The organism is Deltaproteobacteria bacterium (assembly GCA_035063765.1).
Classification (GTDB): domain Bacteria; phylum Myxococcota_A; class UBA9160; order UBA9160; family PR03; genus CAADGG01.
The window spans coordinates 62,982-88,307 of sequence record JAPSFT010000008.1; the positions used below are offsets into that span (position 1 = coordinate 62,982).

The 25,326-nt window shown below is 74.7% G+C and carries 25 protein-coding genes; 11 read left to right on the forward strand and 14 right to left on the reverse strand.

All coding sequences use genetic code 11. The annotated features are described in order from the left end of the window. The first annotated feature begins 3 nt into the window (after positions 1-3). The 4 genes from OZ948_07940 to OZ948_07955 are packed head-to-tail and all read left to right on the forward strand — an operon-like array spanning position 4 to position 2,095. Positions 4-303 carry a hypothetical protein gene (locus OZ948_07940; protein ID MEB2344654.1) on the forward strand — a complete coding sequence of 100 codons (300 nt, stop codon included), beginning with the start codon at positions 4-6 and terminating at the stop codon, positions 301-303. Between the two features lie 5 nt (positions 304-308). Then, positions 309-599, forward strand: coding sequence for a DUF4404 family protein (locus OZ948_07945; protein ID MEB2344655.1), 291 nt, complete (start codon positions 309-311; stop codon positions 597-599). A 2-nt stretch (positions 600-601) separates the two neighbouring features. Beyond that, complete coding sequence (locus tag OZ948_07950) at positions 602-1,348, forward strand: DUF2470 domain-containing protein (GenBank protein MEB2344656.1); 747 nt, start codon at positions 602-604, stop codon at positions 1,346-1,348. Positions 1,349-1,357: 9 nt separating this feature from the next. Beyond that, a complete protein-coding gene (locus OZ948_07955) occupies positions 1,358-2,095 on the forward strand; it encodes a VTT domain-containing protein (GenBank protein ID MEB2344657.1) in 738 nt (245 codons plus the stop codon). Here the strand turns inward: OZ948_07955 and OZ948_07960 are convergent. The 4 genes from OZ948_07960 to OZ948_07975 form a co-directional block, all read right to left on the reverse strand. After that, on the reverse strand, positions 2,034-2,756 hold the full coding sequence (locus OZ948_07960) for a histidine phosphatase family protein (protein MEB2344658.1): 723 nt from the start codon (positions 2,754-2,756) through the stop codon (positions 2,034-2,036). The genes OZ948_07955 and OZ948_07960 overlap by 62 nt on opposite strands. Continuing rightward, positions 2,753-4,864, reverse strand: a complete 2,112-nt coding sequence (locus tag OZ948_07965; protein ID MEB2344659.1) for a PQQ-dependent dehydrogenase, methanol/ethanol family — start codon at positions 4,862-4,864, stop codon at positions 2,753-2,755. The genes OZ948_07960 and OZ948_07965 overlap by 4 nt, the downstream gene beginning before the upstream one ends. Before the next feature lie 88 nt (positions 4,865-4,952). Beyond that, complete coding sequence (locus tag OZ948_07970) at positions 4,953-5,354, reverse strand: cobalamin biosynthesis protein CbiX (protein MEB2344660.1); 402 nt, start codon at positions 5,352-5,354, stop codon at positions 4,953-4,955. A gap of 3 nt (positions 5,355-5,357) precedes the next feature. Beyond that, positions 5,358-5,642 (reverse strand): 2Fe-2S iron-sulfur cluster-binding protein, encoded by a 285-nt coding sequence (locus OZ948_07975; GenBank protein MEB2344661.1) that lies wholly within the window; start codon positions 5,640-5,642, stop codon positions 5,358-5,360. A gap of 52 nt (positions 5,643-5,694) precedes the next feature. Between OZ948_07975 and OZ948_07980 the strand changes: the two genes are divergently transcribed. Next, positions 5,695-6,420 (forward strand): molybdopterin-binding protein, encoded by a 726-nt coding sequence (locus OZ948_07980; GenBank protein ID MEB2344662.1) that lies wholly within the window; start codon positions 5,695-5,697, stop codon positions 6,418-6,420. Beyond that, on the forward strand, positions 6,417-6,860 hold the full coding sequence (locus OZ948_07985; protein MEB2344663.1) for a DUF4079 family protein: 444 nt from the start codon (positions 6,417-6,419) through the stop codon (positions 6,858-6,860). The genes OZ948_07980 and OZ948_07985 overlap by 4 nt, the downstream gene beginning before the upstream one ends. 76 nt (positions 6,861-6,936) lie before the next feature. Here the strand turns inward: OZ948_07985 and OZ948_07990 are convergent, their stop codons facing one another. Beyond that, positions 6,937-8,784, reverse strand: coding sequence for a hypothetical protein (locus OZ948_07990; GenBank protein ID MEB2344664.1), 1,848 nt, complete (start codon positions 8,782-8,784; stop codon positions 6,937-6,939). Positions 8,785-9,115: 331 nt separating this feature from the next. Here OZ948_07990 and OZ948_07995 point away from each other — a divergent pair, with 331 nt between their 5' ends. Continuing rightward, complete coding sequence (locus OZ948_07995) at positions 9,116-10,279, forward strand: hypothetical protein (GenBank protein ID MEB2344665.1); 1,164 nt, start codon at positions 9,116-9,118, stop codon at positions 10,277-10,279. 19 nt (positions 10,280-10,298) lie between these two features. On the opposite strand, the gene OZ948_08000 is transcribed toward OZ948_07995, so the two are convergent. The 5 genes from OZ948_08000 to OZ948_08020 form a co-directional block, all read right to left on the reverse strand. Continuing rightward, positions 10,299-11,270 carry a zinc-binding dehydrogenase gene (locus OZ948_08000; GenBank protein MEB2344666.1) on the reverse strand — a complete coding sequence of 324 codons (972 nt, stop codon included), beginning with the start codon at positions 11,268-11,270 and terminating at the stop codon, positions 10,299-10,301. A gap of 66 nt (positions 11,271-11,336) precedes the next feature. Beyond that, a complete protein-coding gene (gene aroC, locus OZ948_08005) occupies positions 11,337-12,428 on the reverse strand; it encodes a chorismate synthase (protein MEB2344667.1) in 1,092 nt (363 codons plus the stop codon). 39 nt (positions 12,429-12,467) lie between these two features. Continuing rightward, positions 12,468-12,866 carry a Smr/MutS family protein gene (locus tag OZ948_08010; protein ID MEB2344668.1) on the reverse strand — a complete coding sequence of 133 codons (399 nt, stop codon included), beginning with the start codon at positions 12,864-12,866 and terminating at the stop codon, positions 12,468-12,470. Next, on the reverse strand, positions 12,827-14,011 hold the full coding sequence (mutY, locus tag OZ948_08015) for an A/G-specific adenine glycosylase (protein MEB2344669.1): 1,185 nt from the start codon (positions 14,009-14,011) through the stop codon (positions 12,827-12,829). Before mutY ends, OZ948_08010 begins: the two co-directional genes overlap by 40 nt. Beyond that, positions 13,963-15,327: a M23 family metallopeptidase gene (locus tag OZ948_08020; GenBank protein MEB2344670.1), complete on the reverse strand. Its 1,365-nt coding sequence runs from the start codon at positions 15,325-15,327 to the stop codon at positions 13,963-13,965. The genes mutY and OZ948_08020 overlap by 49 nt, the downstream gene beginning before the upstream one ends. 140 nt (positions 15,328-15,467) lie before the next feature. Between OZ948_08020 and OZ948_08025 the strand changes: the two genes are divergently transcribed. Further along, positions 15,468-16,100, forward strand: coding sequence for a histidine phosphatase family protein (locus OZ948_08025; protein MEB2344671.1), 633 nt, complete (start codon positions 15,468-15,470; stop codon positions 16,098-16,100). A 26-nt stretch (positions 16,101-16,126) separates the two neighbouring features. Here OZ948_08025 and acs read toward each other — a convergent pair whose 3' ends face one another. The 3 genes from acs to OZ948_08040 all read right to left on the reverse strand — a co-directional run bounded on the left by acs (position 16,127) and on the right by OZ948_08040 (position 21,111). Continuing rightward, positions 16,127-18,085 carry an acetate--CoA ligase gene (gene acs, locus OZ948_08030; GenBank protein MEB2344672.1) on the reverse strand — a complete coding sequence of 653 codons (1,959 nt, stop codon included), beginning with the start codon at positions 18,083-18,085 and terminating at the stop codon, positions 16,127-16,129. Between the two features lie 40 nt (positions 18,086-18,125). Then, positions 18,126-19,433, reverse strand: coding sequence for an aminopeptidase P N-terminal domain-containing protein (locus OZ948_08035; protein MEB2344673.1), 1,308 nt, complete (start codon positions 19,431-19,433; stop codon positions 18,126-18,128). 520 nt (positions 19,434-19,953) lie between these two features. Next, positions 19,954-21,111, reverse strand: coding sequence for an HRDC domain-containing protein (locus OZ948_08040; GenBank protein MEB2344674.1), 1,158 nt, complete (start codon positions 21,109-21,111; stop codon positions 19,954-19,956). Positions 21,112-21,263: 152 nt separating this feature from the next. On the opposite strand from OZ948_08040, the gene OZ948_08045 reads away from it, so the two are divergent. The 3 genes from OZ948_08045 to OZ948_08055 all read left to right on the forward strand — a co-directional run bounded on the left by OZ948_08045 (position 21,264) and on the right by OZ948_08055 (position 24,917). Then, positions 21,264-22,385: an FIST C-terminal domain-containing protein gene (locus tag OZ948_08045; GenBank protein ID MEB2344675.1), complete on the forward strand. Its 1,122-nt coding sequence runs from the start codon at positions 21,264-21,266 to the stop codon at positions 22,383-22,385. Positions 22,386-22,435: 50 nt separating this feature from the next. Continuing rightward, entirely contained in the window at positions 22,436-24,148 is a 1,713-nt protein-coding gene (locus OZ948_08050; GenBank protein MEB2344676.1) for a proline--tRNA ligase, read from the forward strand. 70 nt (positions 24,149-24,218) lie between these two features. Then, a complete protein-coding gene (locus tag OZ948_08055) occupies positions 24,219-24,917 on the forward strand; it encodes a urate hydroxylase PuuD (GenBank protein ID MEB2344677.1) in 699 nt (232 codons plus the stop codon). 13 nt (positions 24,918-24,930) lie between these two features. Here OZ948_08055 and OZ948_08060 read toward each other — a convergent pair whose 3' ends face one another. Next, complete coding sequence (locus tag OZ948_08060) at positions 24,931-25,278, reverse strand: cytochrome c (GenBank protein ID MEB2344678.1); 348 nt, start codon at positions 25,276-25,278, stop codon at positions 24,931-24,933. Between the last annotated feature and the right edge of the window lie 48 nt (positions 25,279-25,326).

Here is a 25,326-nt window from a genome sequence, read left to right on the forward strand (position 1 = left end):
ACCTTGCCCGAGCGCTCGATCGACGCACCCCGCCGCGCCGAGTGGGAGCGGATCCGCCGCACCGGCGTGTGGCCCTACGCGATCCGGCGCGGCCTCGCGCGCGGGATCCCGATGGGGATCGTGATCATCGTGCTGCTCGAGCTGGTCCAGGGCCGTTCGTTCGGGCCCGCGCTGTTCCGCGACCCCGCGGTGCTCGGCCGCTTCGCGCTCGCGATCGTGCTCTTCTCGCTGGGCGGGGTGGTCTCGACCTACGCGCGCTGGCGGGCGCTCGACCTGCGCTTCGGCGACGCCGGGAAGGAGTAGCCGCCTTGGAGAAGCAGCAGCTCCGGACCCAGCTCGCCTCGCTCCACCGCGCGCTCGCCGACGCCGAGTCCGACGTCTCGGAGGGCCGCGCGCAGGTCGGGCCCGACGCGCGCGAGCTCCTGGTGGCCGTGATGGAGGACATCCAGCGCCTGCTCGACGCCGCGGAGCGTACGGAGGAGCCGGAGGGCCTCGTCGACCGGCTGCGCGAGGCGAAGGAGGACTTCGAGGAGTCCCACCCGGCGCTCGCCGAGGCGGCCGGCCGCGTGATCGACGCGCTGGCGCGCCTGGGGATCTGAGCATGGCGGCCGATCCGGCGTCCTCGGCGCGGCGTGCGCGCGCGCTCCTGCGGCGGGCGCCGGCCGGGGTGCTCTCGACGACCTCGCAGTCGATGCCCGGCTACCCCTTCGGCTCGTTCGCGCCCTTCGTCCTGACCCGCGAGGGCCGCCCGCTCCTCTACCTGAGCCGGCTCGCCGAGCACGCCCGCAACCTGGCCGCGCAGCCCCACGCCTGCCTGACGGTCGCCGAGGCCGTCCTCGGCGACCCGCAGGCCGTGGCCCGGGCCAGCGTGCTCGGCGAGGCCCACCAGGCGGCGGGGGCCGAGCACGCGGCGCTCGCCGAGCGCTTCTTCGCGCTCTTCCCCGAGCAGCGCGACTACGAGCCGCTCGGCGACTTCGGCTTCTGGTGGCTCGAGCCGGTGCGGGTGCGCTGGATCGGCGGCTTCGGCGAGATCGGCTGGATCGGCCGCGACGCGTGGCTGCTCGACACGCCCGAATGGCAGCTCCGGGAGGCCGGCATCGTCGGGCACATGAACGAGGACCACCGGGACGCCATGGCGGCGATGCTGCGGGCGCGGGGCGAGGAGGCGGGCGACGTCACGATGCTCGCCTGCGACCCGGAGGGCTTCCACCTGCGCAGCGCCGGGAAGGTCCACTGGATCGCCTTCGCGCGCGCCTGCCCGGCGGCCGAGGACCTGCGGGCGGAGATGGTCCGGCTCGCGAAGGAGGCGCGGGCGGGGGCCGGGGCGGACCCCCCGGGCCCGGGCTAGCTTCCCGGCGTGCGCCGGATCGCCCCCCTCCTGTTCCTCGCGCTGGTCGCCGCCCTCGTGCTCGGCGGCCGCGCCGTGCGCGCGAGCCTCGGCATCGAGCTCGAGCCGGGCTCGATCCAGGGTGCGGTCGCGGCGCTCGGCTGGAAGGGGCCGGCGCTCTTCGTCGGCCTCGTCACCTTCCGCCAGTTCCTCTTCCTGCCCTCGGCGATCGTGCTGCCGGCGGGCGGCGTGGTCTTCGGTGCGCTCGAGGGGACGCTCCTCGGCGCCTTCGGGATCCTGCTCTCGGCGGCGCTCAAGTACGGCCTTGCCCGCTCGCTCGGGCGCGAGTGGCTGCAGGCGCGCTTCGGCGCCGCGGTCGCGGCCTTCGAGCGCCACGCCGAGGCGGCGGGGCCCCTGATCGTGGGCGCGGCCACGGCCCACCCGCTCGGGCCGATGGCGCCCGTCTTCTGGGCCTCGGGCTTCGCGGCGGTGCCGGTCGTGGGCTTCCTGGTCGCCGTCGCGCTCGCCGCCCCCGTGCGCGCCTTCGCCTTCTCGTTCTTCGGCTCGACCCTGCTCGACCCCGGCACGCCGCGCTTCTGGGCCGCCACGCTCGTGCTGCTCGGCGTCTGCCTGCTGCCCCTCGCCCACCGCGGCTTCCGCGCGCGCCTCTCGCGCGTGGCTCGCGCGCAGCGAGCCGAAGGTACCCCTACGGCTCCACCCCCTTCGCCAGCAGCTCCCAGCGACCTTCGTAGACCGCGACGTCGCTGATCGTGCCCTCGCCGACGAAGTTGCGGTCGTAGCCGGCGAGCGGCGAGACGCCGGCGGCCTCGCTGAGCAGAGCGGCCGCGATCTCGCCGTGCGTGACGACGACGAGCGTCGCGCCCGGCGTCTCCTGCGCCGCCGCACCCAGGAAGCCGCTCGCGCGCGCGAGGCCGTCGGCGAGCGACTCGCCGCCCTCCGGGCGCGGGTCGAGGCCCGCGCGCCAGTTCTCGGTGCGCCAGCGGTAGTCGGCGGCGCGCCGGCTCGCGCCGTGCTGGAGCGGCTGGAAGGCGTCGCTCGGCTCGATCGCGCCGGTGCCGAGCACGCTGGCGATCGCCTGGGCGGTCTGGCGGGCGCGCTGCGCCGGTGAGCAGACGACGCGCGACGCGCCGGCGCCGCGCAGGCGCAGGCCCACGGCGCGTGCGCGTGCCTGGCCAGCCCCGGTGAGCGCGTCGAGCCCGGCCGCGTCGAGGCCGGGCGGGCGCTGCGACGCCGGGACGTTCTTCCAGGCCTGGGCGTGGCGCACGACGTAGACGCGCAGCACGGGCTCGCCGTCCGGTCGGGCACCGAGCGGCCGGAACGCCGCCGGCTCCTGCGCGCGCGCGGAGCCGGCGGCGATCGCGAGCAGGAGGACGAACGCCGCGCGCGCGGCACGCCGGCCCGCGATCACGGCTTCGCCCCGGCCTTCGGCTGGGTCTCCCACGTGCGCTGCACGACGTACTGCTGGATCAGCCGCGCCTCGCGCTCGTCGAGCACGTCGGCGAACGACATCATGCCGCGCGCGGCGCGCGTGCCGCCGAGCACGATGTCGTTCCACTGCGCGTGGGTCTCGGGGCTCGCCTGCCGCAGGTCCGGCACGACGCCCCCGCCCACCACCTTGAGCCCGTGGCAGACCGCGCACCACTCGTGGAAGGCGATGCCGCCCGCGCGCAGCTCCTCGGCGCTGGCGGTCACCGCGAAGGGCGGCTCGGCCGGCGTGCTCGCGTGCGGGATCGCCGGCGGAAGCTGGGCGGTCCCGCCGAGGCGGAAGGTCAGGATGCGCCCGACGCTCGTGACGCCGGCCGCCGCGGCGGCCTCGCCGTAGGCGAGCGGATACGCACCACCCCAGCCGGCCATCACGGTCACGAACTGCTCGCCGTCGACCAGGTACGTCACCGGTGCGGCGATCACACCGGTGCCGGCGGGCGCCTCCCAGAGGACGGCGCCGTCGCTGGCGCGATAGGCGACGAAACGCCCGTCCGACGTGCCCTGGAAGACCAGGTTGCCGGCGGTGGTGAGCGTGCCGCCGTTCCAGGCCGTCGCGAGCGGCGCCCGCCAGACCTCACGCTGCGCCACGGGATCCCAGGCGACGAGGCGCCCCTCCACCATCTCGCTCCAGCCGTCGGGGATCCCGAGGTTTGCCTCGAGCGCCGTCCCCGTGTTCCACGACCCGCTCCGGTGCCGCCACTTCGGGTCGAGCGCGTGCACGCCCGGCAGGTCGTTGACGGGCAGGTAGACGAGGCCCGTCGCCGGGTTGAAGGACATCGGCTGCCAGTTGTGGCCGCCGAGCGGGGAGGGCCAGATGTAGACCGGCTCCTTGCCGTAGTCGGCCTCGCGCACCTCGATCGGGCGCCCCGTCTCCGGGTCCACGCCGCGGGCCCAGGTCAGCTTCACGTAGGGCTTCGCCGACAGGAGCTCCCCGCTCGCGCGGTCGAGCACGTAGAAGAAGCCGTTCTTGGGCGCCTGCATCAGGACCTTGCGCGGGCGTCCCCCGATCTCGAGGTCGGCCAGGATCATGTGCTGCGTCGCGGTGTAGTCCCAGTTGTCCCCGGGCGTCGTCTGGTAGTGCCAGACCAGCTCGCCGGTGGCGGGCCGCAGCGCCAGGATCGACGAGAGGTAGAGATTGTCGCCGCCGCCCGGGCTTCGGTGGCGCCGCGCCCAGGGCGAGCCGTTGCCGGTGCCGACGTAGAGGAGATCGAGCTCGGGGTCGTAGGCCATCGAGTCCCAGACCGTGCCGCCGCCGCCGGCCTTCCACCATTCGCCGTGCCAGGTGGCCGCGGCGCGTTCGAGTGCGGGCGACTCGAAGGGCTGCGTGGGATCACCCGGAACGGTGTAGGTGCGCCAGAGGAGGGCGCCGGTCTCGGGATCGTATGCCGACACGTAGCCGCGTACGCCGAGCTCGGCGCCGCCGTTGCCGACGACGACCCTGCCGGCCACCACGCGCGGCGCTCCCGTGATCGTGTAGGGCCGGTCCGCGTCGACCGTGCGGACCTCCCAGAGCCTTGCGCCCGTGGCGGCGTCGAGCGCGACGAGCCGCCCGTCGAGCGTGCCCACGAAGACGCGGCCCCGGTAGAGCGCGACGCCGCGGTTCACGACGTCGCAGCACGCGATCCGCCCGTAGCGGCGCGGCACCTGCGGGTCGTGCTGCCAGAGCAGCCGCCCGCTGCGCGCGTCCACGGCCTGGACGACGCTCCAGGGCCCGGTCGTGAAGAGCACGCCGTCCACGACGATCGGGGTCGCCTCGACGCCCCGGTTGGTGCCGAGCTCGAGGCTCCAGGCGAGGCCGAGCGTGGCGACGTTGCCCTCGTGGACGAGGGCGAGCGGGCTCATGCGCTGCTCGGCGTAGCTGCGGCCGTGGCTCAGCCAGTCGGCGGTGTCGCCGCCGGCCTCGCGCAGGCGCGCGTCGTCGACCGCGAGCGTGGCCTCGCGGACGCGCTCGCGCAGCGCCGCGTCCGGGTCCGCCCCGCGCGCGCAGGCGAGCGTGGCGGCGAGCAGCAGGAGGACGAACGGGCGGCGCATGGGATCCCCTCCGGTCGCGCGGCAGCCGACCGCGCCGCATCCGGCCGCAGCGGCGCCAGGCGGAACGCAGCCGCATCATACCCCGCCCTCAGGCGCGATCGATGCGCTCCACGATCGCGTCGACGATCCCCTCGTGCGCGCCGAGCGGCTCCGTCACGCGCACGCGGAGGCCGGGATGGCGTCGCGCCGCCTCGGCTGCCTGCGCCGGGACGTCGCGGCCGGCGTGCGTGCCGGGCGCCAGGAAGTAGGGGTGCACCACGACCTCGCGCGCGCCGGCCGCGACGCAGCGCGCGATGGCGTCGGCGAGGCTCGGCGGCGCGAGCTCGAGGTGCGCCACCTCGACGATCCGCCCGGGCAGCCGGCGGCGCAGCCGCGCGGCCATCTCGTCGAGCACGGCGTGGGCCTCGGGCGCGCGGCTGCCGTGGTCCACCAGCACGACGGCGCGCTTCGTCGCGCCTCCGCTCGCGGCGTCCGCGCCGGGCCCGCCCACGGCCTACCAGTAGGCCGCCGCCACCTCGACGTCGCCCCGCACGCGCGCAAGGCAGGCGAGGCGCAGGTCGGGGTCGAGGCGGTTGCGGCGGCGCGTGGCGGCCTCGGCGGCGCTCTCCCCGTCCAAGCCCGTCCCAGCCAGGACCCGGACCCCGCAGCGCCCGCACAGGCCGTCGGCGCCGCAGGCACGCGCGATCGGCAGGCCGGCGGCGAGGGCTGCGTCGAGGAGCGTGCTCCCCGCGGGCACCTCGATCGAGCGGGCGGAGGGCTGGAAGGTCACGCGCGGCACGCGCGGAGTCTACCTAGCGGCGCTCTTCGCTGCTTCCCTACCCTGCGATCCCGTGCCCCGCGCCGGCATCGTCGTCATCGGCAACGAGATCCTCTCCGGCAAGGTCGTGGACGCGAACTCGCCCTACCTGTGCGGCGAGCTGCGCGCGCTCGGCGTCGACGTCGAGCGCATCGTCACGATCCCCGACGACGTGGACGTGATCGCCCGCGAGGTGCGCGCGCAGAGCGAAGCCTACGACTTCGTCTTCACCTCGGGCGGCGTCGGGCCCACCCACGACGACCTGACCATGGACGGCGTTGCGAAGGCCTTCGGGCTGCCGGTGCGGATCTACGAGTCGATCGTGGAGCGCCTCACGCGTGCCCAGGGCGCCGCCCCCAACGAGAGCCTGCTCAAGATGGCCGCGCTGCCCCAGGACGCGGTGCTGATCGACGCCGGGGACCTCTGGTTCCCGGTCGTGGTGGTGCACAACGTCTACGTGTTCCCGGGCATCCCGGAGCTCCTGCGCCGCAAGTTCACGTCGATCCGCGCGCGCTTCCAGGGCATCCCCTTCGTGCTGCGGCGCGTCTACGTGCGCCGCCACGAGAGCGACATCGCGGCGGACCTGCACGCGCTGCTGGCCGAGTTCCCCGAGCTGCTGCTCGGCTCCTACCCCCGGATCGGCGAGCCCGAGTTCCGCGTCCTGCTGACCCTCGAGTCGCGGGACTCGCGCTACCTGCAGCACGCGCTCGACTCGCTCCTCGCGCGCCTGCCCCGGGACGCCGTCCACAAGGTCGAGTGACGGACCCGGCGGCGCAGGGAGGGCTGGCGCGCTGGCTCGCCTACGCGCACCCCGCGTGGATGCTCGCCGCGCTCACCCTGGCCGCGCTCGCGCTGCGCAGCGGGCTCGCCCTGCGGCGCGCGCGGCGCCTGCGCGTGCGCCGCCGCCCCGAGGACCTGCGCCGCCACCTCGCGGTCGCCAAGCCCGCCCTCGTGATGGTGGCGGCCGGCTTCGCCGGCGGGCCGCTGTCGATGGCGTGGCTGCGGGGGCGCGAGCCCTTCGCCACCGCGCACGCGTGGATCGGTGTCGCCGCGCTGCTGCTCTTCGTGGCCGCGGGGATCCTCGGCCGCCGCCTCGAGCGCGGCCGCGGCCGCCCGCGCGACGCGCACGCCCTGCTCGCGACGCTCGCGCTGCTGGCCGCCGCGGGCGCGGCGCTGACCGGCTTCGTGCTGCTGCCCTGATCGGTCACCGCAGGCAGGAAGGGCGCCGGGCCGCGAACGCCCCGGCGCCCTTCGCACCCCTTCCCGCTTCCCGCTGCTACGGAGCCGGCTCCAGATCGGTGAACAGCGAGTAGAACGAGCCCGAGCGCGAGACCTCGACGCCGTGGAGCGACAGCCCCATGAACCCCGGGATCGGGAAGGCGCCGAGGCTCTCGCCGAGCTCGGGCAGCACGTACGCGATCAGGTGCGGAAGCGCGAGCTGGACCGTGGTCTCGTTGGTGTTGATCGTGTTCTCGATCACGGCGACCGTGATGTCGGCCGGGGCCACGGAGCCGATTCCGATCACGAGCTGTCCCGACAGGTCGTCGAAGCTCATGGTCAGGCCGGCGCGGAAGTCGAGCGCGCCGCTCAGCACCAGCGACTGGTCCTGGTTGTCGACGACCAGGTCGATCCAGTACTGGCCGACCCGGATCTCGCCGATCTGCCCGGCGCCGGGGCCGTCGTTGCCGGTCAGGAACGGCGCGAGCGTCGGCGTCAGCGTGACCCGCATCAGGGTTTCGGGCGGGAAGCCTCCCAGCTCGGGGATCAGGATCGCCATCGTGCCCGCGGTGAGCGGCACCGGGCCGTTGCCGAGGTCGATCTCGGTGATCTCCATGCGGAGGAGCCCGCACTCGATCTGGGACTTCAGGAGCTGATTGAAGGCCGAGGTCGAGATCGCGATCCCGAGGTGGTAGGGCACCCCTCCGACCGGCGTGGTCCCCGTAAAGGTCGGGAAGCTCTCGGCGACGTGGTACGAGGCGGCCAGGTCCGGCGTGCCCGCCGGCGGCTGGCACTGGCCGGGGCCGGTGCCAATCGAGGAGGTCACCCGCACGTTCGAGTCGAGCGTGATGCCGCTCGGGTCCTCGAGCACGTCGTGGAGCGGCGCCTCGAGGTTCACGCCCAGGGCCTGGCCGATCGGCCCGGTGATCGAGATGTCGGCGAGCGCCACTTCGAAGGCGTCGGCCAGCGGCGAGTCGGCCGGGCCCGACCCGTCGTCGTCGTCGAGGAACTCGAGCAGGCCGCCCTCGACCCGCGGGCGGACGTCGCCGATCGCCGCCTGGATGATGTCGCCGATCAGGAACCAATCGCAGACGCCGCTCGTGAAGGTGTGGCTGAAGCCGGCCAGCGAGATGCCGGGCGCCCCGATCAGGTTCACGTCGACGTTCGAGGGGTCCGCCGCCGGCTGGAGCGCGTAGTTGCCCGTGATCTGCGCCGACGCCGAGTTGATGCGCAGGCCGCAGCTGATGCCGCCCGAGATCTGGAGCTGGACCTGGATGTCGTAGACGTCGATGTCGCCGAAGACCTGGTTGGTCCCGGAGTCGGCGTCGAAGGTGAAGCCCGAGATCGAGGGCGGCGGCGGGCTCGACACCGTCACGGAGGCCCGCACGATGCAGCCGAAGATGCTGTCCAGGAAGCACTCGTTGTTCACGATGACGGTGCCCACGGGCAGCAGGGCGGCCAGATCGAGGTCGATCTGGCTCTCGATGATCGGCTCGAGCTGGTCGAGGCCCGTGTCGTTGATGCGCAGCGCCACGCCCTGGTTCGAGAACGAGCCGTCGGCCACCGAGCTGGCGGCGTGCACCACGATGCGTTGCCGGCTCAGCACCTTGCCGTTGCTGACCTGGACCAGCGAGGCCACGAACGGGTTGATGACGGCGTTCGCGTCCAGCGGCTGCGTCGTCGACCAGGTGTTGCCGGGGCCGAGGCTCACGGCGGTCCCGTTGACGCGCACCTCGAGCCCCGCCCTCGGGTGGAGGACCTGGCCGGAGAGGGTCACGGTCGGCGCCGTGCTGAAGGTGCCGTGCGCCGGCGAGAGGATCACGATCGCGGGCGGCTCGTTGCAGCTCGCACCGAGCAGGAGCATGGCCGCGACGAACGACAGCGTGATGTGTACGACTCGAGACACGAGATCTCCCCGGCCGGGCGCCGATCGCGCCCGGAGCAGCGCACCTGCGGGGCAGGCACACGTAGTGGTCTGGGCAGCGCGCCGGCCGCGAACCCAAGGAAGGCCGGCGCGCTGGGACCATCTACACCCATGGCCGTCACCGAGTCAATCACGACTCGCGCCCCCAAGGGGCTGACTCGAAGTCCTACCCTCGGTCGCCGTCGATCTGCCGCTACCGTCCGCCCCCATCGTGGCCGGACCGAGCGCTGAAGCGATCCCTGCGGCCGACCCGTTGCCGCCCGCGGAGCGGCGGCGCGGGCGGCGCCTCGCGGTGCTGAGCCACCCGGCCGGCATGACCCACCGCACCATCTACACCGAGCAGCTTCCGACGCTCGCGCTCGTCGGGCTCGGGGCGAGCGAGGCGCTGGTCGGGCTCCAGCGCGCCTTCGAGCCGCTCTCGCAGCTCCTGCAGCTCGTTGCGCTGCGCGCGGTCGGGCGCGTGCGCAAGCGTTCGATCCTGCTCGCGGGCCAGGCCTTCGCCGTCCTGGCGGGGCTCCCGCTCGCCGCCTACGGCGTGCTCGCGAAGGCCGGCCCCGAGCTCGGGCCCGCCCTCGCGCTCGCGAGCCTCGCGCTGTGCGCGGTCGGGATCGTGGTCGGCAACGCGGTGTGGTTCCCGCTGCTGCGGGGCTACGTCGAGCCCGGCCGGACCGGGCAGTTCTTCGCTGTCCTGCGCAGCGGCTGGCACCTGACGCTGATCGTCTACTTCGTGGCGGCCGAGCGCTGGCTCGCCGCGCATCCGGGCTCGTTCGGGCCGCTCTTCGCGGTCGCGTCGCTCGCGGGCCTCCTGCGCATCGCGCTCGTGGCGCGCCTGCCCGAAGCCCGCGGCTGCGGGCGCGAGCGCCTGCGCGCGCGTGACGCGCTCGGCCTGCTGCGCAGCGAGCCGCGCCTGCGCCGGTACCTGGCGGGCATGATCCTCTACGGGGCGGCGCTCCGGGCGGCCACGCCCTTCGCGATCGTGATGATGCGCCGCATGCTCGGGCTCTCCGACGCCGACGTGGCGCTCGCGACCGCCGCCTTCTACGCGGGCGGCTTCGCGTCGCTCTACGTCTGGGGGCACGTCGTGGACCGCTTCGGCCCGCTCCCGGTGTTCCGGCTCACCGCGCTGGGCGCCGCCGCGCTGCTCGCGGCCTTCGCCCTCCTGGGCGGCGCGGCGGGCGCTCCCGCGATGGTCGCCTTCTTCTTCCTGCTCGCGATCCTGAACGCGGGCTTCGGCGTCGCCGACACGCACGTGCTCTTCGGCATCGCGCCGGAGCACGAGCCCACGCCGACCCTGGTGATCGCCGGGCTCCTCACGAGCCTGGCCTACGGCGCGAGCCCCTTCGCCGCGGGGCTGCTGCTCAGCGCGGCGCTGGAGGCCGGCATTGCGCAGGGGCCGGCCTACCGCTGCCTCTTCCTCGCCACGGCGGCGCTCGGCGCCCTGGCGCCCCTGCCGCTGCGCCGCTTCGGCCGGCGCTGAGCGCCTGCCCTCACGCCGCTCAGGGCACGAGCACGACGCGGCCGAAGGCCGCGCGGCTCTCGCCGTAGGCGTGCGCCGCCGCGGCCTCCGCGAGCGGGAAGCGCCGGTCGACGAAGACCCGCAGGCGGCCGGCCGCGACGTCGTCCAGGTGGCGCGCGATCATCGCGAAGACCCGCTCGCGGGCGAAGAAGGCCTCGGCGCCGAGGAACACGCCGGTGAGCGAGCGGTTGCCCGCCGACAGGCTCGCGACGTCGAGCTGCCGGCCCGCGCGGCTCGCGTCGCCGACCGTGATGCAGCGGCCGCGGTAGCCCAGGCAGGCAAGGCTCTTCTGGAGCGTGGCGCCGCCCACCGGGTCCACCACCAGATCGCAGCCGCGCCCCCCGGTGATCTCCTGCACCGCGGCCACGAAGTCGCGCGCGCGGTAGTCGATCCCGTGGTCGAGGCCGAGCTCGCTGCGCAGGCGCGCGAGCTTTGCCTCGCTGCCGGCGGTGGCGATCACGCGGGCCCCGGCGCGCTTCGCGAGCTGGATCGCCGCCAGCCCGACGCCGCTCGCGCCCGCCTGGATCAGCACGGTCTCGCCGGCCGCGAGGCGCCCGAACTCGAAGAGACAGTCGTCGGCGGTGCCGAAGGGGATCGGCACGCAGGCCGCCGCCTCGAGGTCGGCGCCGTCCGGGACCGGCCAGGTGAAGCCGGCCGGCACCGCCACGCGCTCGGCGTGCGAGCCGTGCAGCATCATCGCGACCACGCGCTGGCCGGCACGCCGGTCGCGGACCTCGGGACCGACCTCGCGGACCCGGCCCGCGCACTGGTAGCCCACCACGTGCGGGAAGCTCGCGATCGCGCCGCGCGCGCGGTTGCCGAGGTCACCGCCCTCGATCGAGATCGCCTCGACCTCGACGACGACGCCGTCGGGCGCGCAGGGCGGATCGGGGAGCTCCTCGTAGCGGAGCACCTCGGGCGGTCCGGTGCGGTGGATCACGGCGGCCTTCACGGCTTCCCTCCTCGAGCGCAGCGGAACCCTACCGCCCCGGGCGGTACCCTGCGCGCAGCGGCGCTCTCAGCGCGGGATCGCGTCGGTCGCGCGCTGGCGCAGCCAGTGATCGGCGAGGACCAGCAGGACGGCGGCCTCCACGATCGGCACCGCGCGCGGGAGCACGCAGGGATCGTGGCGGCCCTCCGCCTCGAGCACGACCGCACGGCCGGCGCGGTCCACGGTGTCCTGGGCGAGGCGGATCGTCGCGGTCGGCTTGAAGGCGACGCGCAGCACGATGTCCTCGCCGTTCGTGATCCCCCCCTGCACGCCGCCCGAGCGGTTGCTGCGGGTGCGCGGGCGGCCGTCGGGGCCGGGCTCGAAGGGGTCGTTGTGCTCGATGCCCGTCTGGCGTGTGCCGGTGAAGCCGCTGCCGATCTCGAAGCCCTTCGAGGCGGGGAGCGAGAGCGCCGCCTTCGCGAGGTCGGCCTCGAGCTTGTCGAAGACCGGCTCGCCGAGCCCGGCCGGGACGCCGCGCGCCACGCACTCGACGACACCGCCCAGGGAGTCGCCGCGCCGGCGCGCCTCGTCGATCTGGCGCTCCATCCGGGCGGCGGCTTCGGCGTCCGGGCAGCGCACGGGATGCGCCTCCACCTGCGCCAGCGACACCGCCGAGGGGTCGATCTTCGCGTCGACCGCGTGCACCTGCCGGACCCACGCCAGGACCTCGATGCCGGCCTGGCTGGCGAGGAGCTTGCGCGCGATCGCGGCGGCGGCGACGCGCCCGATCGTCTCGCGCGCGCTCGCGCGCCCGCCGCCCTGCCAGTTGCGGATCCCGTACTTGGCCTCGGTGGTCCAGTCGGCGTGCGAGGGCCGGTAGACGTCGCGCAGGTGCTCGTAGGCCTGCGGGCGCGCGTCGGCGTTGCGCACGAGGATCGCGATCGGGCTGCCGATCGTCTTCCCCTCGAAGACGCCCGACAGGAGCTCGGCGCGATCGGCCTCCTGGCGCGGGGTCGTCAGGTGGCTCTGGCCGGGCCGGCGGCGGTCGAGGTCGCGCTGGATCTCCTCGACCGCGAGCGGCAGCCGCGGCGGGCAGCCGTCCACCACCACCCCGACGCCGCCGCCGTGCGACTCGCCGAAGGTGGTGGCGCGGAAGAGCCGGCCCGTCGTGCTGCCCATGGACGCGCAGGATAGTCGCCCGCTCGGGCTTCGTCGCGCTCAGCGCCGCCGCCGCAGCAGCACGTAGCTGGCGCCGCCCGCGTGGCGCGACGCACTGGCGAAGGCCAGCACCGCGGCGCCGTGCGGCTCTTCGGCGAGCCAGTCGGGGAGCGCGTCGCGCAGCACCGCCCCGGCTTCGCCCGAGCGCGCGCCGCGCCCGTGGATCACGAGGAGGCAGCGCTCGCCGGCGGCCAGCGCTTCGCGCAGCTCCGCTCGCAGCCGCCGGCGCGCCTCCTCGCGGCGCAGGTAGTGCAGGTCGAGCTCGCGATCCGCCGGCGGGTCGCCCTGGCGCAGCCGCGCCAGGCGCTTGCGGTCGAAGCCCGGCACGGCGCCGTCGAGGCGGCCGCCGCCGTGGTCGATCAGCACGAAGGGCCGTCGCTCGCTGGTGTCCGCGGCCATCGCCCGAGCTTGCCCGAGGCGCCCGGCACGCGCTCGCTGCGTGCCGTGGCGAGCGCCCGCCGGCCGACCGTCCCGAGCGGCAGGGCGTCGAGCTCCGCGTCCGACAGCCAGCGATGGGCGTCCCACCCGGAGCGGCGCACCCGGCCCGGCGCCGCCTCGCAGCGGAACAGGCGCAGGGAGAGCCGCCGGTGGGTGAAGGCGTAGTCGAGCCGGCCGGCCGGCTCGATCGCGGCGACGGCGAGCCCGAGGCGCTCGCGCAGGAGGGCGGCGAGCGCACCGGGCCCCCCCGCCCGGACGCTCGCGACCTCGCCGCCGGGCAGCTCCCAGAGCCCGCCGAGCAGGCCGCGGGCGGGTCGCCGCACGGCGAGCGCGCGGCCGCGGCGCCGCACGAGCGCCGCCACCGCGTGGACGGGCTCCGGCGCGCGCTTCGGCGCGCGCCGCGGGAGCGCCCCGGCGTCCCCCGCCGCGCGCGCGTCGCACGCGCGGGCGAGCGGACAGGCGTCGCAGCGCGGGGCGCGCGGCACGCAGACGAGCGCGCCGAGCTCCATCAGGGCCTGGTTCAGGTCGCCGGGCGCGTCGCCCGCGGCGAGCGCCTCGGCTTCCTCCCACAGCCGCGCGCGCGCGGCCGGGCTCCCGATCTCCTCGCGCAGGCCGAGCACGCGCGCGAGCACGCGCGCCACGTTGCCGTCGACGATCGGGGCCGGCCGGCCGTAGGCGATCGAGGCCACGGCGCCCGCCGTGTAGGGGCCGACGCCGGGCAGGCTGCGCAGCGCCTCGACCTGGTCGGGCACGCGGCCCGCGAAGCGCTCCACCACCTCCTCCGCCGCGCGCTTCAGGTTGCGCGCGCGCGAGTAGTAGCCGAGGCCCGACCACAGGCCGAGCACGTCGTCGAGGTCGGCGACCGCGAGCGTGCCGGGATCGGGAAAGCGCGCCAGGAAGCGCTCCCAGTAGGGGATCACCGCCTCGACGCGGGTCTGCTGGAGCATCGTCTCGGAGACCCAGATCGCCCACGGGTCGCGCGTGCGGCGCCAGGGCAGGTCGCGGCGCGCGGCGCGATACCAGGCGAGCAGCGCGCGGCGCCGGCGCGCCCGCGCGCCTACTGCCGGGCGGCGGCGATCTGCGGGTCGAGCCGGTCGCGCTGCCACTTCGCGTCCCACCACTCCACCGGGTCGACGTAGTGGCCCGCGAGCAGCATGGCGAAGTGCAGGTGGTCGCCGCCAGCGAGCCCCGTCTGGCCGGAGTGCCCGAGCGTCTGGCCCTTCGCGACCGTGTCGCCCACCGCGACGTCGATGCTCGAGAGGTGCCCGTAGAGCGAGAAGAGCCCGAGCCCGTGATCCACGATCACGCACTGGCCGTAGATCCCGAGCTCGTCGGCGAAGACCACCCGCCCCGCGTTCGAGGCCGTCACCGGCGCGCCCGCCAGCGAGGCCAGGTCGTAGCCGTAGTGGGTCGACTCGGAGACCTTCTCGGCGTCCACGATGTAGCTGCGCTTCTCGGCGAAGGGGCTCGTCACCTTCGAGTTCGCCATCTGCTCGAAGGCGCCGTCCCAGAGCGGTGTCGGGGAGCTCTCGGCCGTGACCTCGCGGATCCGCTTCTCGTTCTCCGCCCGGACCCGGGTGTTGATCTCCTGGAAGGCCCGGAGGCGGTCGCTCGCGTCGACGTCCACGGCTTCCGCCAGCTCGCCGATCTTGTTCTCGAGGAAGCTCGGCGGGAGGTTCAGCATGGCCTCCGGCACGCGGCGCTCCTCGATCTTCACCTGCGGGGTCGCCTGGCCGCGGTTGCCGGCCTCGTCCTCGGCGATCAGCACCGGCTTCGTGTCGGGCTGGTCGATCGGGAGCGGGAAGAGCGCGAGCCGCCAGCCCGCATCGTGCCGGGCGGCCGGGTCGTCGGCGCCGACCCGGATGGCGGGGAAGAAGCGCTCGCCGAGCTCGACCCCGTCGCGCACGGTCCGCTCGCCCACGCGATAGGCGAGCGCCACGGAGCCGCCGCGCCTCGCGTACACGATGCCAGGCTCGACCGAGACCGCGGGCGAGCGGAAGTCGAAGCGCAGCGGGATCTCGAGCTGCGTCTCGTTGCCCCCGCCCCAGCTCCGGAAGGCGTGGTCGCGGGCCGTGACGCGCAGCGTGGCGTCGCCGTCCTTCGCGCCGAGCGCCTTCGGGTCGATCACGAGCTCGACGGTGGCCGGTGCGCCCGGGCCGAAGGGCAGCCAGCGGCCGGGGCCCAGGGCCTGCTCGACGAGGGGTGTCTCGCCCGCCCCGTGGACCAGCACGGCGGCGAGCGACTTCGGGCCCGCGCCGGCGTCGGTCACGGTGAGCGCGACCGTGCGGCCGTCCTTGCCGATCGCGAGCGCGGCCGGCGCCTCGATCGCGGGCGGCGTGCCCTCGCAGCGCACCATGCCCACGGCGAGCAGGGCCGGCAGCGCCGCCAGGAGCACGAAGATCCCCAGTCCCGAACGCGACATCGCACCCCCCCGAGCGCGGCAGTCTAACAGCTCGCTCCGGCGGCGTTGACGGCCCCGGCCGGCTCTTCCATCCTGCGCCGGCCCTCGATCGGGACGAAGCCGGGGGCCGGGCGCTGCGCGCCCTGCATCGGGAGGCCTCCATGGCTCTGCGTCGGCTCGTGCTCGTGCGGCATGGGGAGAGCGAGGGCAACTCGCGCATCCGCCTGATCGGCAGCGGCGACCCGCCGCTCTCGAGCGAGGGCCGCGCCCAGATGCTGGCGGCGCGCGCCGCGCTCGCCGGCCAGGTGATCGACGCCGTCGTCGCGAGCCCCGCGCGCCGCTCGTGGCAGTCCGCGCAGGTCCTGACCGGCGGTAGCACCCTGCGCCTCGAGGCCGACCTGCGCGAGGTCCACTTCGGCCGCTGGGAGGGCCGCCGGGTCGACGAGATCCGCGCCGCCGACCCGGTGCTCTACGAGCAGTGGCGCGAGCTCGCGCCCGGCTTCGAGTACCCGGGCGGCGAGCTGCGCGCGGCCTTCCGCGCGCGCATCGAGCGCGGCTTCGCGCGCCTCGACGCCTCGGGTGCCACCTCGGCGCTTCTGGTCGCCCACAAGGGCGTGATCCGCCACCTCGTCCACAAGCTCACCGGCGCCTCGCTCGAGGAGCGCGACCGGCCCGCGCTCGGCGAGGTCCTGATCCTGACCCGTGTCGGCGACCACTGGGAGATCGGCGCCCGCTCGAGCAACCCGCCGGGCGTCGAGACACCCGCACCGACGGCGCCGGCCGAGGCGGCGTAGCCGGCCAGGCGCCGCCGCCGCGTCGCTCAGCCCGCCTCGTCCGCCTCCCGCAGCCGCGCCAGCACCGAGTAGTCCTCGAGCGTCGTGGTGTCGCCGACCTCCTCCTTGCCGGAGGCGATGTCGCGCAGGAGCCGGCGCATGATCTTTCCCGAGCGGGTCTTCGGCAGCGCGTCGGTGAAGCGCACGTCGGCGGGCTTCGCGATCGCGCCGATGTGTCTCGTGACCGCGTCGCGCACGGAGGCCGCCAGCTCCGGCCCTGCCGACACCCCGCCGCGCGGGGTCACGAAGGCGACGATCGCGGTGCCGGTCAGCTCGTCGGGCCGGCCCACGACGGCGGCCTCGGCCACCTGCGGGTGCGCGACGATCGCGCTCTCCACCTCCATCGTTCCGATCCGGTGGCCGGACACGTTCATGACGTCGTCGATGCGGCCCATGATCCAGAAGTAGCCGCGCTCGTCCCGGTGCGCGCCGTCGCCCGGGAAGTAGACGTTCTTCCACTTGCTCCAGTACGTCTCCTCGTAGCGCTTCTTGTCGCCCCAGATCCCCCGCAGCATGCCGGGCCAGGGCTTGCGGAGCGCGAGGAAGCCGCCCGCCCGCGCCTTCACCTCGCGGCCCCGGGCGTCGAGGACCGCGGCGTCGATGCCCGGGAAGGGCAGCGTGGCGGAGCCGGGCTTGGTCGGGGTCGAGGAGGGCAGCGGCGTGATCAGGATCCCGCCCGTCTCGGTCTGCCACCAGGTGTCGACGATCGGGCAGCGCTTGCCCCCGATCACGCGGTGGTACCACATCCACGCCTCGGGGTTGATCGGCTCGCCCACCGAGCCGAGCAGGCGCAGCGAGGAGAGGTCGTGCTTCGCGGGGTGCTCCTCGCCGAGGCGGATGAAGGCGCGGATCGCGGTCGGCGCGGTGTAGAGCACCGTCACGCCCCAGCGCTCGATGATCGACCACCAGCGGTCGGGCGCGGGGTGGGTGGGCACGCCCTCGTACATGACCGTCGTCGCGCCGACCGCGAGCGGGCCGTAGACGACGTAGGAGTGTCCGGTGACCCAGCCGACGTCGGCGGTGCACCAGTAGACGTCCTCGTCCTTCAGGTCGAAGACCACCCGGGTGGTGGCCGCCACGTGGGTCAGGAAGCCGCCCGTCGTGTGCAGGATGCCCTTCGGCTTGCCGGTCGTTCCGCTCGTGTAGAGGATGAAGAGCGGGTGCTCGGAGTCGAGCTTCGCGGGCGGGCAGTCCGCGGAGGCGCCCTCCATGCGCTCGTGCCACCAGTGGTCGCGGCCGCTGCGCATCCGCGTCGGCGCGCCGGTGCGGCGCAGCACGATCACGTGCTCGACGCCCTCGACCTCCTCGAGCGCCTCGTCGACGGCGGGCTTCAGCGCGAAGGCGGCGCCGCGCCGGTAGCCGCCGTCGGCCGTCACCACCAGCTTCGCGCCGGCGTCCCGGATCCGGTCGCGCAGCGCCTCGGCCGAGAAGCCGCCGAAGACCACCGAGTGGGTGGCGCCGATCCGCGCGCAGGCGAGCATCGCGATCGCCGCCTCGGGGACGAGCGGCAGGTAGATGGCGACGCGGTCGCCCTTCGCGACCCCGAGCGACTTCAGCACGTTCGCGAACCGGCAGACCTCGCGGTGGAGCTGCCCGTAGGTGAGCACGCGGCTGTCGCCGGGCTCGCCCTCCCAGACGATCGCGGCCTTGTTGCGGCGCCAGGCGCCGGGGCCTTCGACGTGGCGGTCGAGGCAGTTGTAGGCGGCGTTGAGCTTGCCCCCGACGAACCACTTCGCGTAGGGCGGCTTCCAGTCGAGGACCTTCCGCCAGGGCGAGAACCAGCTCAGGTGCTCCTTCGCCATCGCGGCCCAGAAGCGCTGCGGGCTCCGGGCGCCGAGCTTGCGGTACGCGGCCACCTGGCGCGGGGTCCAGACCGCCTGCTTCGCGAAGGCCTTCGCCGGCTCGAACACGCGCTTCTCGCGGAGCAGGGACTCGATGTCGGCCATGGGGAGCGGGCTCCTCGGTCGGTGGGGGAAGGGAGGGCGGTCAGGCGCGCGCGCCGGACCGTACCAGCGCCTCGAGCTCGTCGGGGCGCTTCGGGATCGCGGCGCACAGGTTCTCGTGCCCCGTCTCGAGGACGACCACGTCGTCCTCGATGCGCACGCCGATGCCGCGCAGCGCCGCCGGCGCGCGCTCGTCGCGGGCGGGCACGTAGAGGCCCGGCTCGACCGTGAAGACCATGCCCGGCTCGAGCCGGCGCGGCTTGCCGTCCCGGCTGTAGGCGCCGACGTCGTGGACGTCGAGGCCCAGCCAGTGGCTCGTGCGGTGCATGTAGTAGCGGCGGAAGTCGCCGGCCGCGATCGCCTCGTCGAGCGGGGTCCGGGGCAGCAGCGCGAGCTCGATCATGCCCTCGACGAGGCGGCGCAGGGCCGCGTCGTGCACCTCGTCGAGCGTGGCCCCGGGGCGCGAGGCCTCGAGCGCCGCCTCCTGCGCGGCGAGCACCACCTCGTAGACCGCCCGCGCCTCGGGTGTGAAGCGGCCCCCGACCGGATAGGTGCGCGTCACGTCCGAGGCGTAGCCCGCGTACTCGCAGCCGGCGTCGATCAGCACCAGCGTGCCGTCGCGCAGCGGCTGGTCGTTCGCGACGTAGTGGAGCACGGTGGCGTTGGCCCCACCGCCCACGATCGACTCGTAGGCCGGCCCCGCGGCGCCTCGCCGCCGGAAGGTGTAATCGAGGAGCGCCTCGAGCTCGTGCTCGCCGGCGCCCGCGTGGGCCCGGCCGGCCGCCGCCGCGTGCGCCTCGCGGCTGATCTCGGCGGCGCGCCGCATGAGCTCGAGCTCTTCGGGCTCCTTCACGAGGCGCATCTCGTGCACGATCGCCCGCGGGTCGACGATCGCCTCCGGCGGCGGCGCGTGCGCGCGCGAGCGGATCCGCGCCGCCTCGACGGTCTCGACGATCCTCTGGTCGACGCGCGGATCGCGGCCGAGCACGTGATGGACGCGCCGGGCCCGCTCGAGCAGCGCCGGGAGCTTCGCGAGCAGCTCGGACCGGGGGTGCGCCTCGTCGGCGCCGAAGTCCGCGCGCGCGCCCTCGACCCCCGGCCGGTAGCCGGTCCAGGTCTCCGCCTCGGGGTCGCGCGGCTCGACGAAGAGGGTGAAGGGCGGCCCGCCGTCCCGGCGCAGGACCGCCGCCGCGCCCGGGTGGTCGAAGCCCGTCAGGTAGTGGAAGTCGCTGTCCTGGCGGAAGCGGTAGTGGGTGTCGCGCGAGCGGACCGCCGGCTCCGCCCCGAGCAGGATCGCGACCGAGTCCGGCTCCATCGCCTCGAGGAAGCGCTTGCGGCGGGCGGCGAACATGGCGCGCGAGCATACCGCGCTCGGGAGGGCATGCGGCCGGGAGGAACGGAAAGCGGCACTGCCGCCCGGAGCTGCATGCCGAGGACACAGCGGAAAAGACCGTAGAACCAGCTGTTGGAGCCGGATCTGCCGCCTGCCGCCCGGTTCTTCCACAGCTCCTGGTGCCTCCTGCGGCTGCGCCAGGCGAAGATCGTCTCTCGCGTCGATCCGGAGGAAACCCGCCCTGATTCCAGGCAGTTGGCTTCACGCGAGCCGCGCCGGGGCGAGCTGGCACGGATCGTGCTCCTCCGAGGAGCCGTGGAGACGTTCTGGATGTCTCCGGAGAACGGCAACGGGCGCGCTCGTTCTCCGGAGGACGCGTCTCGGGGACTCCGGGGATAGCACCCCAAAAGGCGCTTTCCCCCAAGAAATCGGCACCCCGCCTTTCCCGGAGTCCCCGGGGCACCGGAACGACAGAGCCCCCCGGCCGAGTGTGCCGGGGGGCTTCTTGTTTCCGGGCCGTGCGCTCGGCGCGGCGGGCTCAGTCGCCCTCTTCCTCGTCCCCGCGCAGCGCGTCGGCGATCTCGCGCCCGAACTCGCGCACGAACCAGCCCTTCAGCTCCGGGATCTCCGCCACCTCGGCGGCCCGGGCGGGATTCCTCCACGCGATCGCCTCGAGGCCGGTGTTCGGGCACAGGACCCCCGGGTCGAGGCCCAGCTCCCTGGCGCGCCCGGTGCGCCAGCGCTTGAGCCGCTCGACGCGCTTCTCGGTGCGGCGGTCCATGCGCCGCCGCCCGCTCCCCTCGACGCGCCGCAAGGGACCGTGCGGCGAGCCGGCGCCCTTCGTCACCGCCGCCAGGATCTCCTTGCCGAGCCGGCGCAGGATCAGCTCGGTGATGCCCTTGATCGAGCCGAGCTCCGCGGTGTCGCGCGGCTGGCGCTGCGCGATCTCGAGCAGCGTACGGTTGCCGAGCACCTTGAAGGGCGGGCGGTCGACCTCGCGCGCACGCGCGTCGCGCAGCAGGTAGAGCTCGCGCAGGATCGAGAGCTGAACGGGCGGCAGGCCCTTGGCGCCCTTGATGCGCAGGTAGCCCGCGCCGTCGAACTCGCGCGGCGGCCAGGTACGGGCCACCAGCGTCTCGAACTCCTCCTTCGCCCAGGCGAGCCGGCCCTTCTCCTCGAGCTGTGCCTCGAGCTTGTCGGCGAGCTGGACCAGGTGCGCGACGTCGGAGGCGGCGTAGAGGAGCTGGCTCTCGCGCAGCGGGCGCGTCGACCAGTCGGAGCGCTGCTCGTCCTTCGGGAGCTTCACGTTGAAGTGTCGCTCGGAGAGCGCGGCCAGGCCGACGGCGGGATAGCCGAGCAGCTGGGCCGACACCATCGTGTCGAAGAGGTGCGCGAACTCGAAGCCGCAGTCGCGCTTGAGCACGTAGAGGTCGTACTCGGCGGCGTGGAAGATCTTGCGCACCTTCCGGGCGGCGAAGACCGGCCCGAGCGGCGCCAGCTCCGAGGGGCCTCCGAGCGCCAGGGGATCGACCAGGAAGATCCCCTCGCTCGATGCGATCTGTACCAGGCAGGTCTTGTCGTAGTAGTGGTAGAAGCTGTCGGCCTCGGTATCGACCGCGATCACCTTCTCGCGAAGCAGGTCCTTGGCCAGGGCCCGCAGCTCGGCCTCGCGCTCGATGCGCACGTAGTCCGCCAATGTCTCTCGTCTTCCCAGAGGGGCCGGCGTCCCAGGAGTTCACGACCTAGGGGCTTTGCGGCGCCAGGAGGGGTGCAGCGGCGCAGCGGGGCCGATGCTAGCCGAGCCCCCCCTTCGAGGGAAGCCGAGCGCCGGGCGCGTATCCTCGGCCCGTGATCCGCGCCTTCGCCGCACTCGCCAGGGACGAGGAGCCGGGCCGGGCGGCCGCCGCGCTGGCCGGGGAGGCGCGCGCCGCGCTCGGGGCCGTGGACGCCGCCTTCGTCTTCGTGGCGGGTCCCGGGGCGAGCGCGCCACGAGCCGCGGCGGCTGCCCGGGCGGGCCTCGGGACGGGCGCCGTCGCGGGCCTGCTCGCGCACGGGGTCCTGGCCGGCGCCGACGAGGAGCAGGAGGGCCCGGCGGTCGCCGTCCTGGCCCTGGCCGGGCTCGAGGCCACCCCGTTCCGTCTCGCCGATCTCGCCGGCGCCGAGGAGGCGGCGGGCGCCGAGCTCGAGGCGGCCCTGGGCCGCTCGGCGGCCGAGGGCGACCTGGCCGTGCTCTTCACGGACCCGGTCGCGATCGACACGCGGCGGCTGCTCGCGGCCTGTGACGAGGTCCTGCCGCCCGGCTCGCTGGTGGGCGCGGCGGCGGCGATCGCCCCGGACGGAAGGCCCGGCGCGCCCTGGAGCGGGCGCGAGCTGGCCCCTGGCGGCGCCGCCGGCCTCGTGCTCCACCTGCCGCGGCCGGCACGGATCGCCGTCGATCACGGCTGCCGGCCGATCACGGGCTGCCTGCCGGTCACGCGCAGCGACGGCCACTGGGTGCTCGAGCTCGCGGGGCGGCCCGCGCTCGACGTCTACTGCGAGGCGGCGGGCGCGCCGCTCGCCGCGGACCTGCGCCGCGCGGGCGAGCTCGTGGTCGCAGCCCTGCCGCGCGCCGGCGACCGCTTCGTCGTGCGCCCGGTGGCCGGCTTCGCACCCGAGCAGCGCGCCTTCGCGCTCGCCGAGGATCTGCGCCCGGGCGCCCGCCTGCGCTTTGCGCTGCGCGACGGCGACCTGGCACGCGAGGACCTGGCGCGCGTGCTCGCGACGGCGCCGTCGCCCGCTGCGGCGGCCCTCTACCTCAGCTGCTCGGGCCGCGGGCGGACGCTCTTCCGCCATGCCGGCCTCGAGGCTGCCGTGGTCGCGCGCGCGCTCGGCGCGACGCCGCTCGCGGGGCCCTTCGGGTCGTTCCAGTTCGGGCCCGTCGCCGGGAGCACGGAGCTCCACACCTATGCCGCGGTGCTCGCGCTCCTGTGAAGGCGATCCGCGGAGCCGTCGGTTAGGTTCGCGGCCGAGGAGGACGGCGGGTGCGCTGGTCCCACGCCTTCGTCCCGACCCTGCGCGACGACCCGGCCGACGCCGAAGCCGTCAGCCACAAGCTCCTCGTGCGCGCCGGGCTCGTACGCCAGCTCTCCGCCGGCATCTACTCGCTGCTGCCGCTCGGCTGGCGCGTGTGCCGCAAGATCGAGCGCATCGTGCGCGAGGAGATGGAGCGGATCGGCGGGCAGGAGTTCCGGCTGCCGGCGCTGCACCCGGCGGAGCTGTGGCAGCGCTCCGGCCGCTGGCAGGTGATGGGCGAGGAGATGTTCCGCCTCGAGGACCGGCGCGGCGCCGAGCTGTGCCTGGGCATGACCCACGAGGAGGTCTTCGCGTCGCTCGCCGTCGAGGTGCGCAGCTACCGCGCGCTGCCCCAGATCTGGTTCCAGGTGCAGACCAAGTTCCGCGACGAGCCGCGTCCCAAGTCGGGCCTGCTGCGGGTGCGCGAGTTCGTGATGAAGGACTCCTACTCGCTCGACCTCGACCGCGCCGGGCTCGACCGCGCCTTCCAGCTCCACTTCGACGCGTACCGCCGGATCTTCGAGCGCTGCGGGCTCCAGCCGCTCGCGGTCGAGGCCTCCTCGGGCGCGATGGGCGGCAGCGAGTCGATCGAGTTCATGGTGCCGAGCGACGCGGGCGAGGACTGGGTGGCCTCGTGCGGCGCCTGCGGCTACGCGGCCAACGTCGAGAAGGCCACCTCGCAGCTCGCGGAGGTCGCGGACGAGGGTGCGGCGGCGGCCCCCGAGAAGTTCGCGACCCCCGGCGTGCGGACCATCGAGGACCTCGTGTCCTTCCCGGGCGGCGCGCCCGCCGAGCGCCAGATCAAGACGCTGGTCTACGTGGTCGACGGCGAGACCGTGCTCGTCCTCCTGCGTGGCGACCACCTGCTCTCCGAGCAGAAGCTCGCCGACGGCGCCGGCGCGACGGCCGTGCGCGCGGCCCGCGACGAGGAGATCCGCGCCGCGCTCGGCGCCTCGGCGGGGAGCCTCGGGGCGGTGGGCGTGCGCGGTCTCCGGGTGCTCGCGGACCTCGCGCTCCAGGGCCGCCGCGGCATGACCACGGGCGCGAACGAGGACGGCTTCCACCTGCGCGGCGTCGAGCCCGGCCGCGACGTCGCGGTCGCCGGCTGGCTCGACCTGCGCGCGGTCGCCGCGGGCGAGGCCTGCCCGCTCTGCGCGAGCCCGCTCGCGGTCGCGAAGACCATCGAGGTCGGCCACATCTTCAAGCTCGGCACCCGCTACAGCGAGGCGCTCGGGGCCACGGTGCTCGACGAGCAGGGCCAGTCCGTGCCGATCGTGATGGGCTCGTACGGGATCGGCGTCGGGCGCGTGGCGGCGGCGATCGTCGAGCGCTGCCACGACGCGGCCGGGATCGCCTGGCCGGTCGGGGTGGCGCCCTTCGAGGTGGTGGTGACGGTCCTGAACCCGAAGGAGGTCGAGACCGCCGAGGTCGGCGAGCGCCTCTACGAGGCCCTGCGCGGCGCCGGCGTCGACGTGCTGCTCGACGACCGCGACGAGCGGCCGGGCGTCAAGTTCAAGGACGCCGACCTGGTCGGGATCCCCTACCGGATCGTGGTCGGTGCCCGCGGGCTCGCGAAGAAGGTGGTCGAGCTGAAGCGCCGCCGCGACGGCAGCTCCCGCGAGCTGCCGGTCGACCGCGCCGCCGAGACCGTCGCCGAGACCGTCTTCGAAGAGCGGCGCTGAGCCTCCTGCGCCCGCCCGCGAAGTGTGGCTAGAATGGGCTTCCCGTTCGCCACACAGGAGGGACACCGACATGGAACTGTTCAGCATGGAGGGCGTGTACTTCCTCCTCCGCTGGCTCCACTTCCTGGCCGGCATCACCTGGATCGGGATGCTCTACTACTTCAACTTCGTCCAGACGCCCTTCTTCGCGACCGAGCTCGGAGGCAGCGCCCGCGGCGCGATGGTGCGCGGGCTCGTGCCGAACGCCCTCTGGTGGTTCCGCTGGGGCGCGATGGTCACCTTCCTGAGCGGCTGGCTGATCGTGCTCGCCAAGTGGGGTCACGACCAGACCCCGCTCGATTCGGGCTACATGACCCGCATCCTGACCGGTGGGATCCTCGGCAGCCTGATGTGGTTCAACGTGTGGTTCGTGATCTGGCCGACCCAGAAGCTCGTGATCCGCTCCGCCGAGCAGGTCGCGGCCGGTGGCCAGGCGATCCCGGAGGCGGCCGCGCGCGCGCCGCGCGCCGGCACCGCCTCGCGCGCGAACGTGCTCTTCTCGATCCCGATGCTGTTCTTCATGGGCGCCGCGAGCCACTTCGCCTTCACGGGCACCGGCGGGGTCACCCTCTACTGGATCGTCGCGCTGGCGGTCATGCTGGCGCTCGAGCTGATCGTGCTGATGGGCCCCGGGCTCAAGCAGCTCGGCACCGTGAGCGGCACGATCCACATGGGGCTCGGCCTCACGCTGGTGCTGTTCCTGGCGCAGGAGATCCTGACGGCCTTCTGAGCGGAGAGCGGGGCTACGGGGCGGCGCCCGCGGTCGTCTCGCGCACGAAGGCGTAGAGGTCGTCCACGTCCGCGGCCAGGTGCGGGAAGGCCGGCATCGCGTTGGTCGGCCGCTTCGGTGTGTATCCAGGCGGGTAGGTGCCGCGGACGACGCGCCACTCGATCAGCTCGCTGGTCGAGCCGGCCAGGTTCGGGCCGAGCGTGCCGTCCTTGGCCGGGTCGGCGTTGTGGCAGGCGATGCACACGTTCAGGTAGACCTTGCGCCCGCGCTGCGCAGCCTCGGAGAGCTCCACCGACGGCCCGCGATCGCACGCGATCGCGGCTGCCACGGCCACCATCGCCAGTCCGAGCCGCTTGCGCACGCCACCCCCCTTCGCGGAGCCGGAACGTAGCGTCCGTCTGGTATGGTG

Excerpts from the sequence above, each read along its gene's own strand:
- OZ948_07950 (MEB2344656.1), top strand. The coding sequence starts at position 602 with ATGGCGGCCGATCCGGCGTCCTCGGCGCGGCGTGCGCGCGCGCTCCTG.
- OZ948_07965 (MEB2344659.1), bottom strand. The coding sequence starts at position 4,864 with ATGCGCCGCCCGTTCGTCCTCCTGCTGCTCGCCGCCACGCTCGCCTGC.
- OZ948_07995 (MEB2344665.1), top strand. The coding sequence starts at position 9,116 with ATGACCCACCGCACCATCTACACCGAGCAGCTTCCGACGCTCGCGCTC.
- aroC (MEB2344667.1), bottom strand. The coding sequence starts at position 12,428 with ATGGGCAGCACGACGGGCCGGCTCTTCCGCGCCACCACCTTCGGCGAG.
- OZ948_08010 (MEB2344668.1), bottom strand. The coding sequence starts at position 12,866 with ATGGCCGCGGACACCAGCGAGCGACGGCCCTTCGTGCTGATCGACCAC.
- OZ948_08020 (MEB2344670.1), bottom strand. The coding sequence starts at position 15,327 with ATGTCGCGTTCGGGACTGGGGATCTTCGTGCTCCTGGCGGCGCTGCCG.
- OZ948_08025 (MEB2344671.1), top strand. The coding sequence starts at position 15,468 with ATGGCTCTGCGTCGGCTCGTGCTCGTGCGGCATGGGGAGAGCGAGGGC.
- acs (MEB2344672.1), bottom strand. The coding sequence starts at position 18,085 with ATGGCCGACATCGAGTCCCTGCTCCGCGAGAAGCGCGTGTTCGAGCCG.
- OZ948_08035 (MEB2344673.1), bottom strand. The coding sequence starts at position 19,433 with ATGTTCGCCGCCCGCCGCAAGCGCTTCCTCGAGGCGATGGAGCCGGAC.
- OZ948_08055 (MEB2344677.1), top strand. The coding sequence starts at position 24,219 with ATGGAACTGTTCAGCATGGAGGGCGTGTACTTCCTCCTCCGCTGGCTC.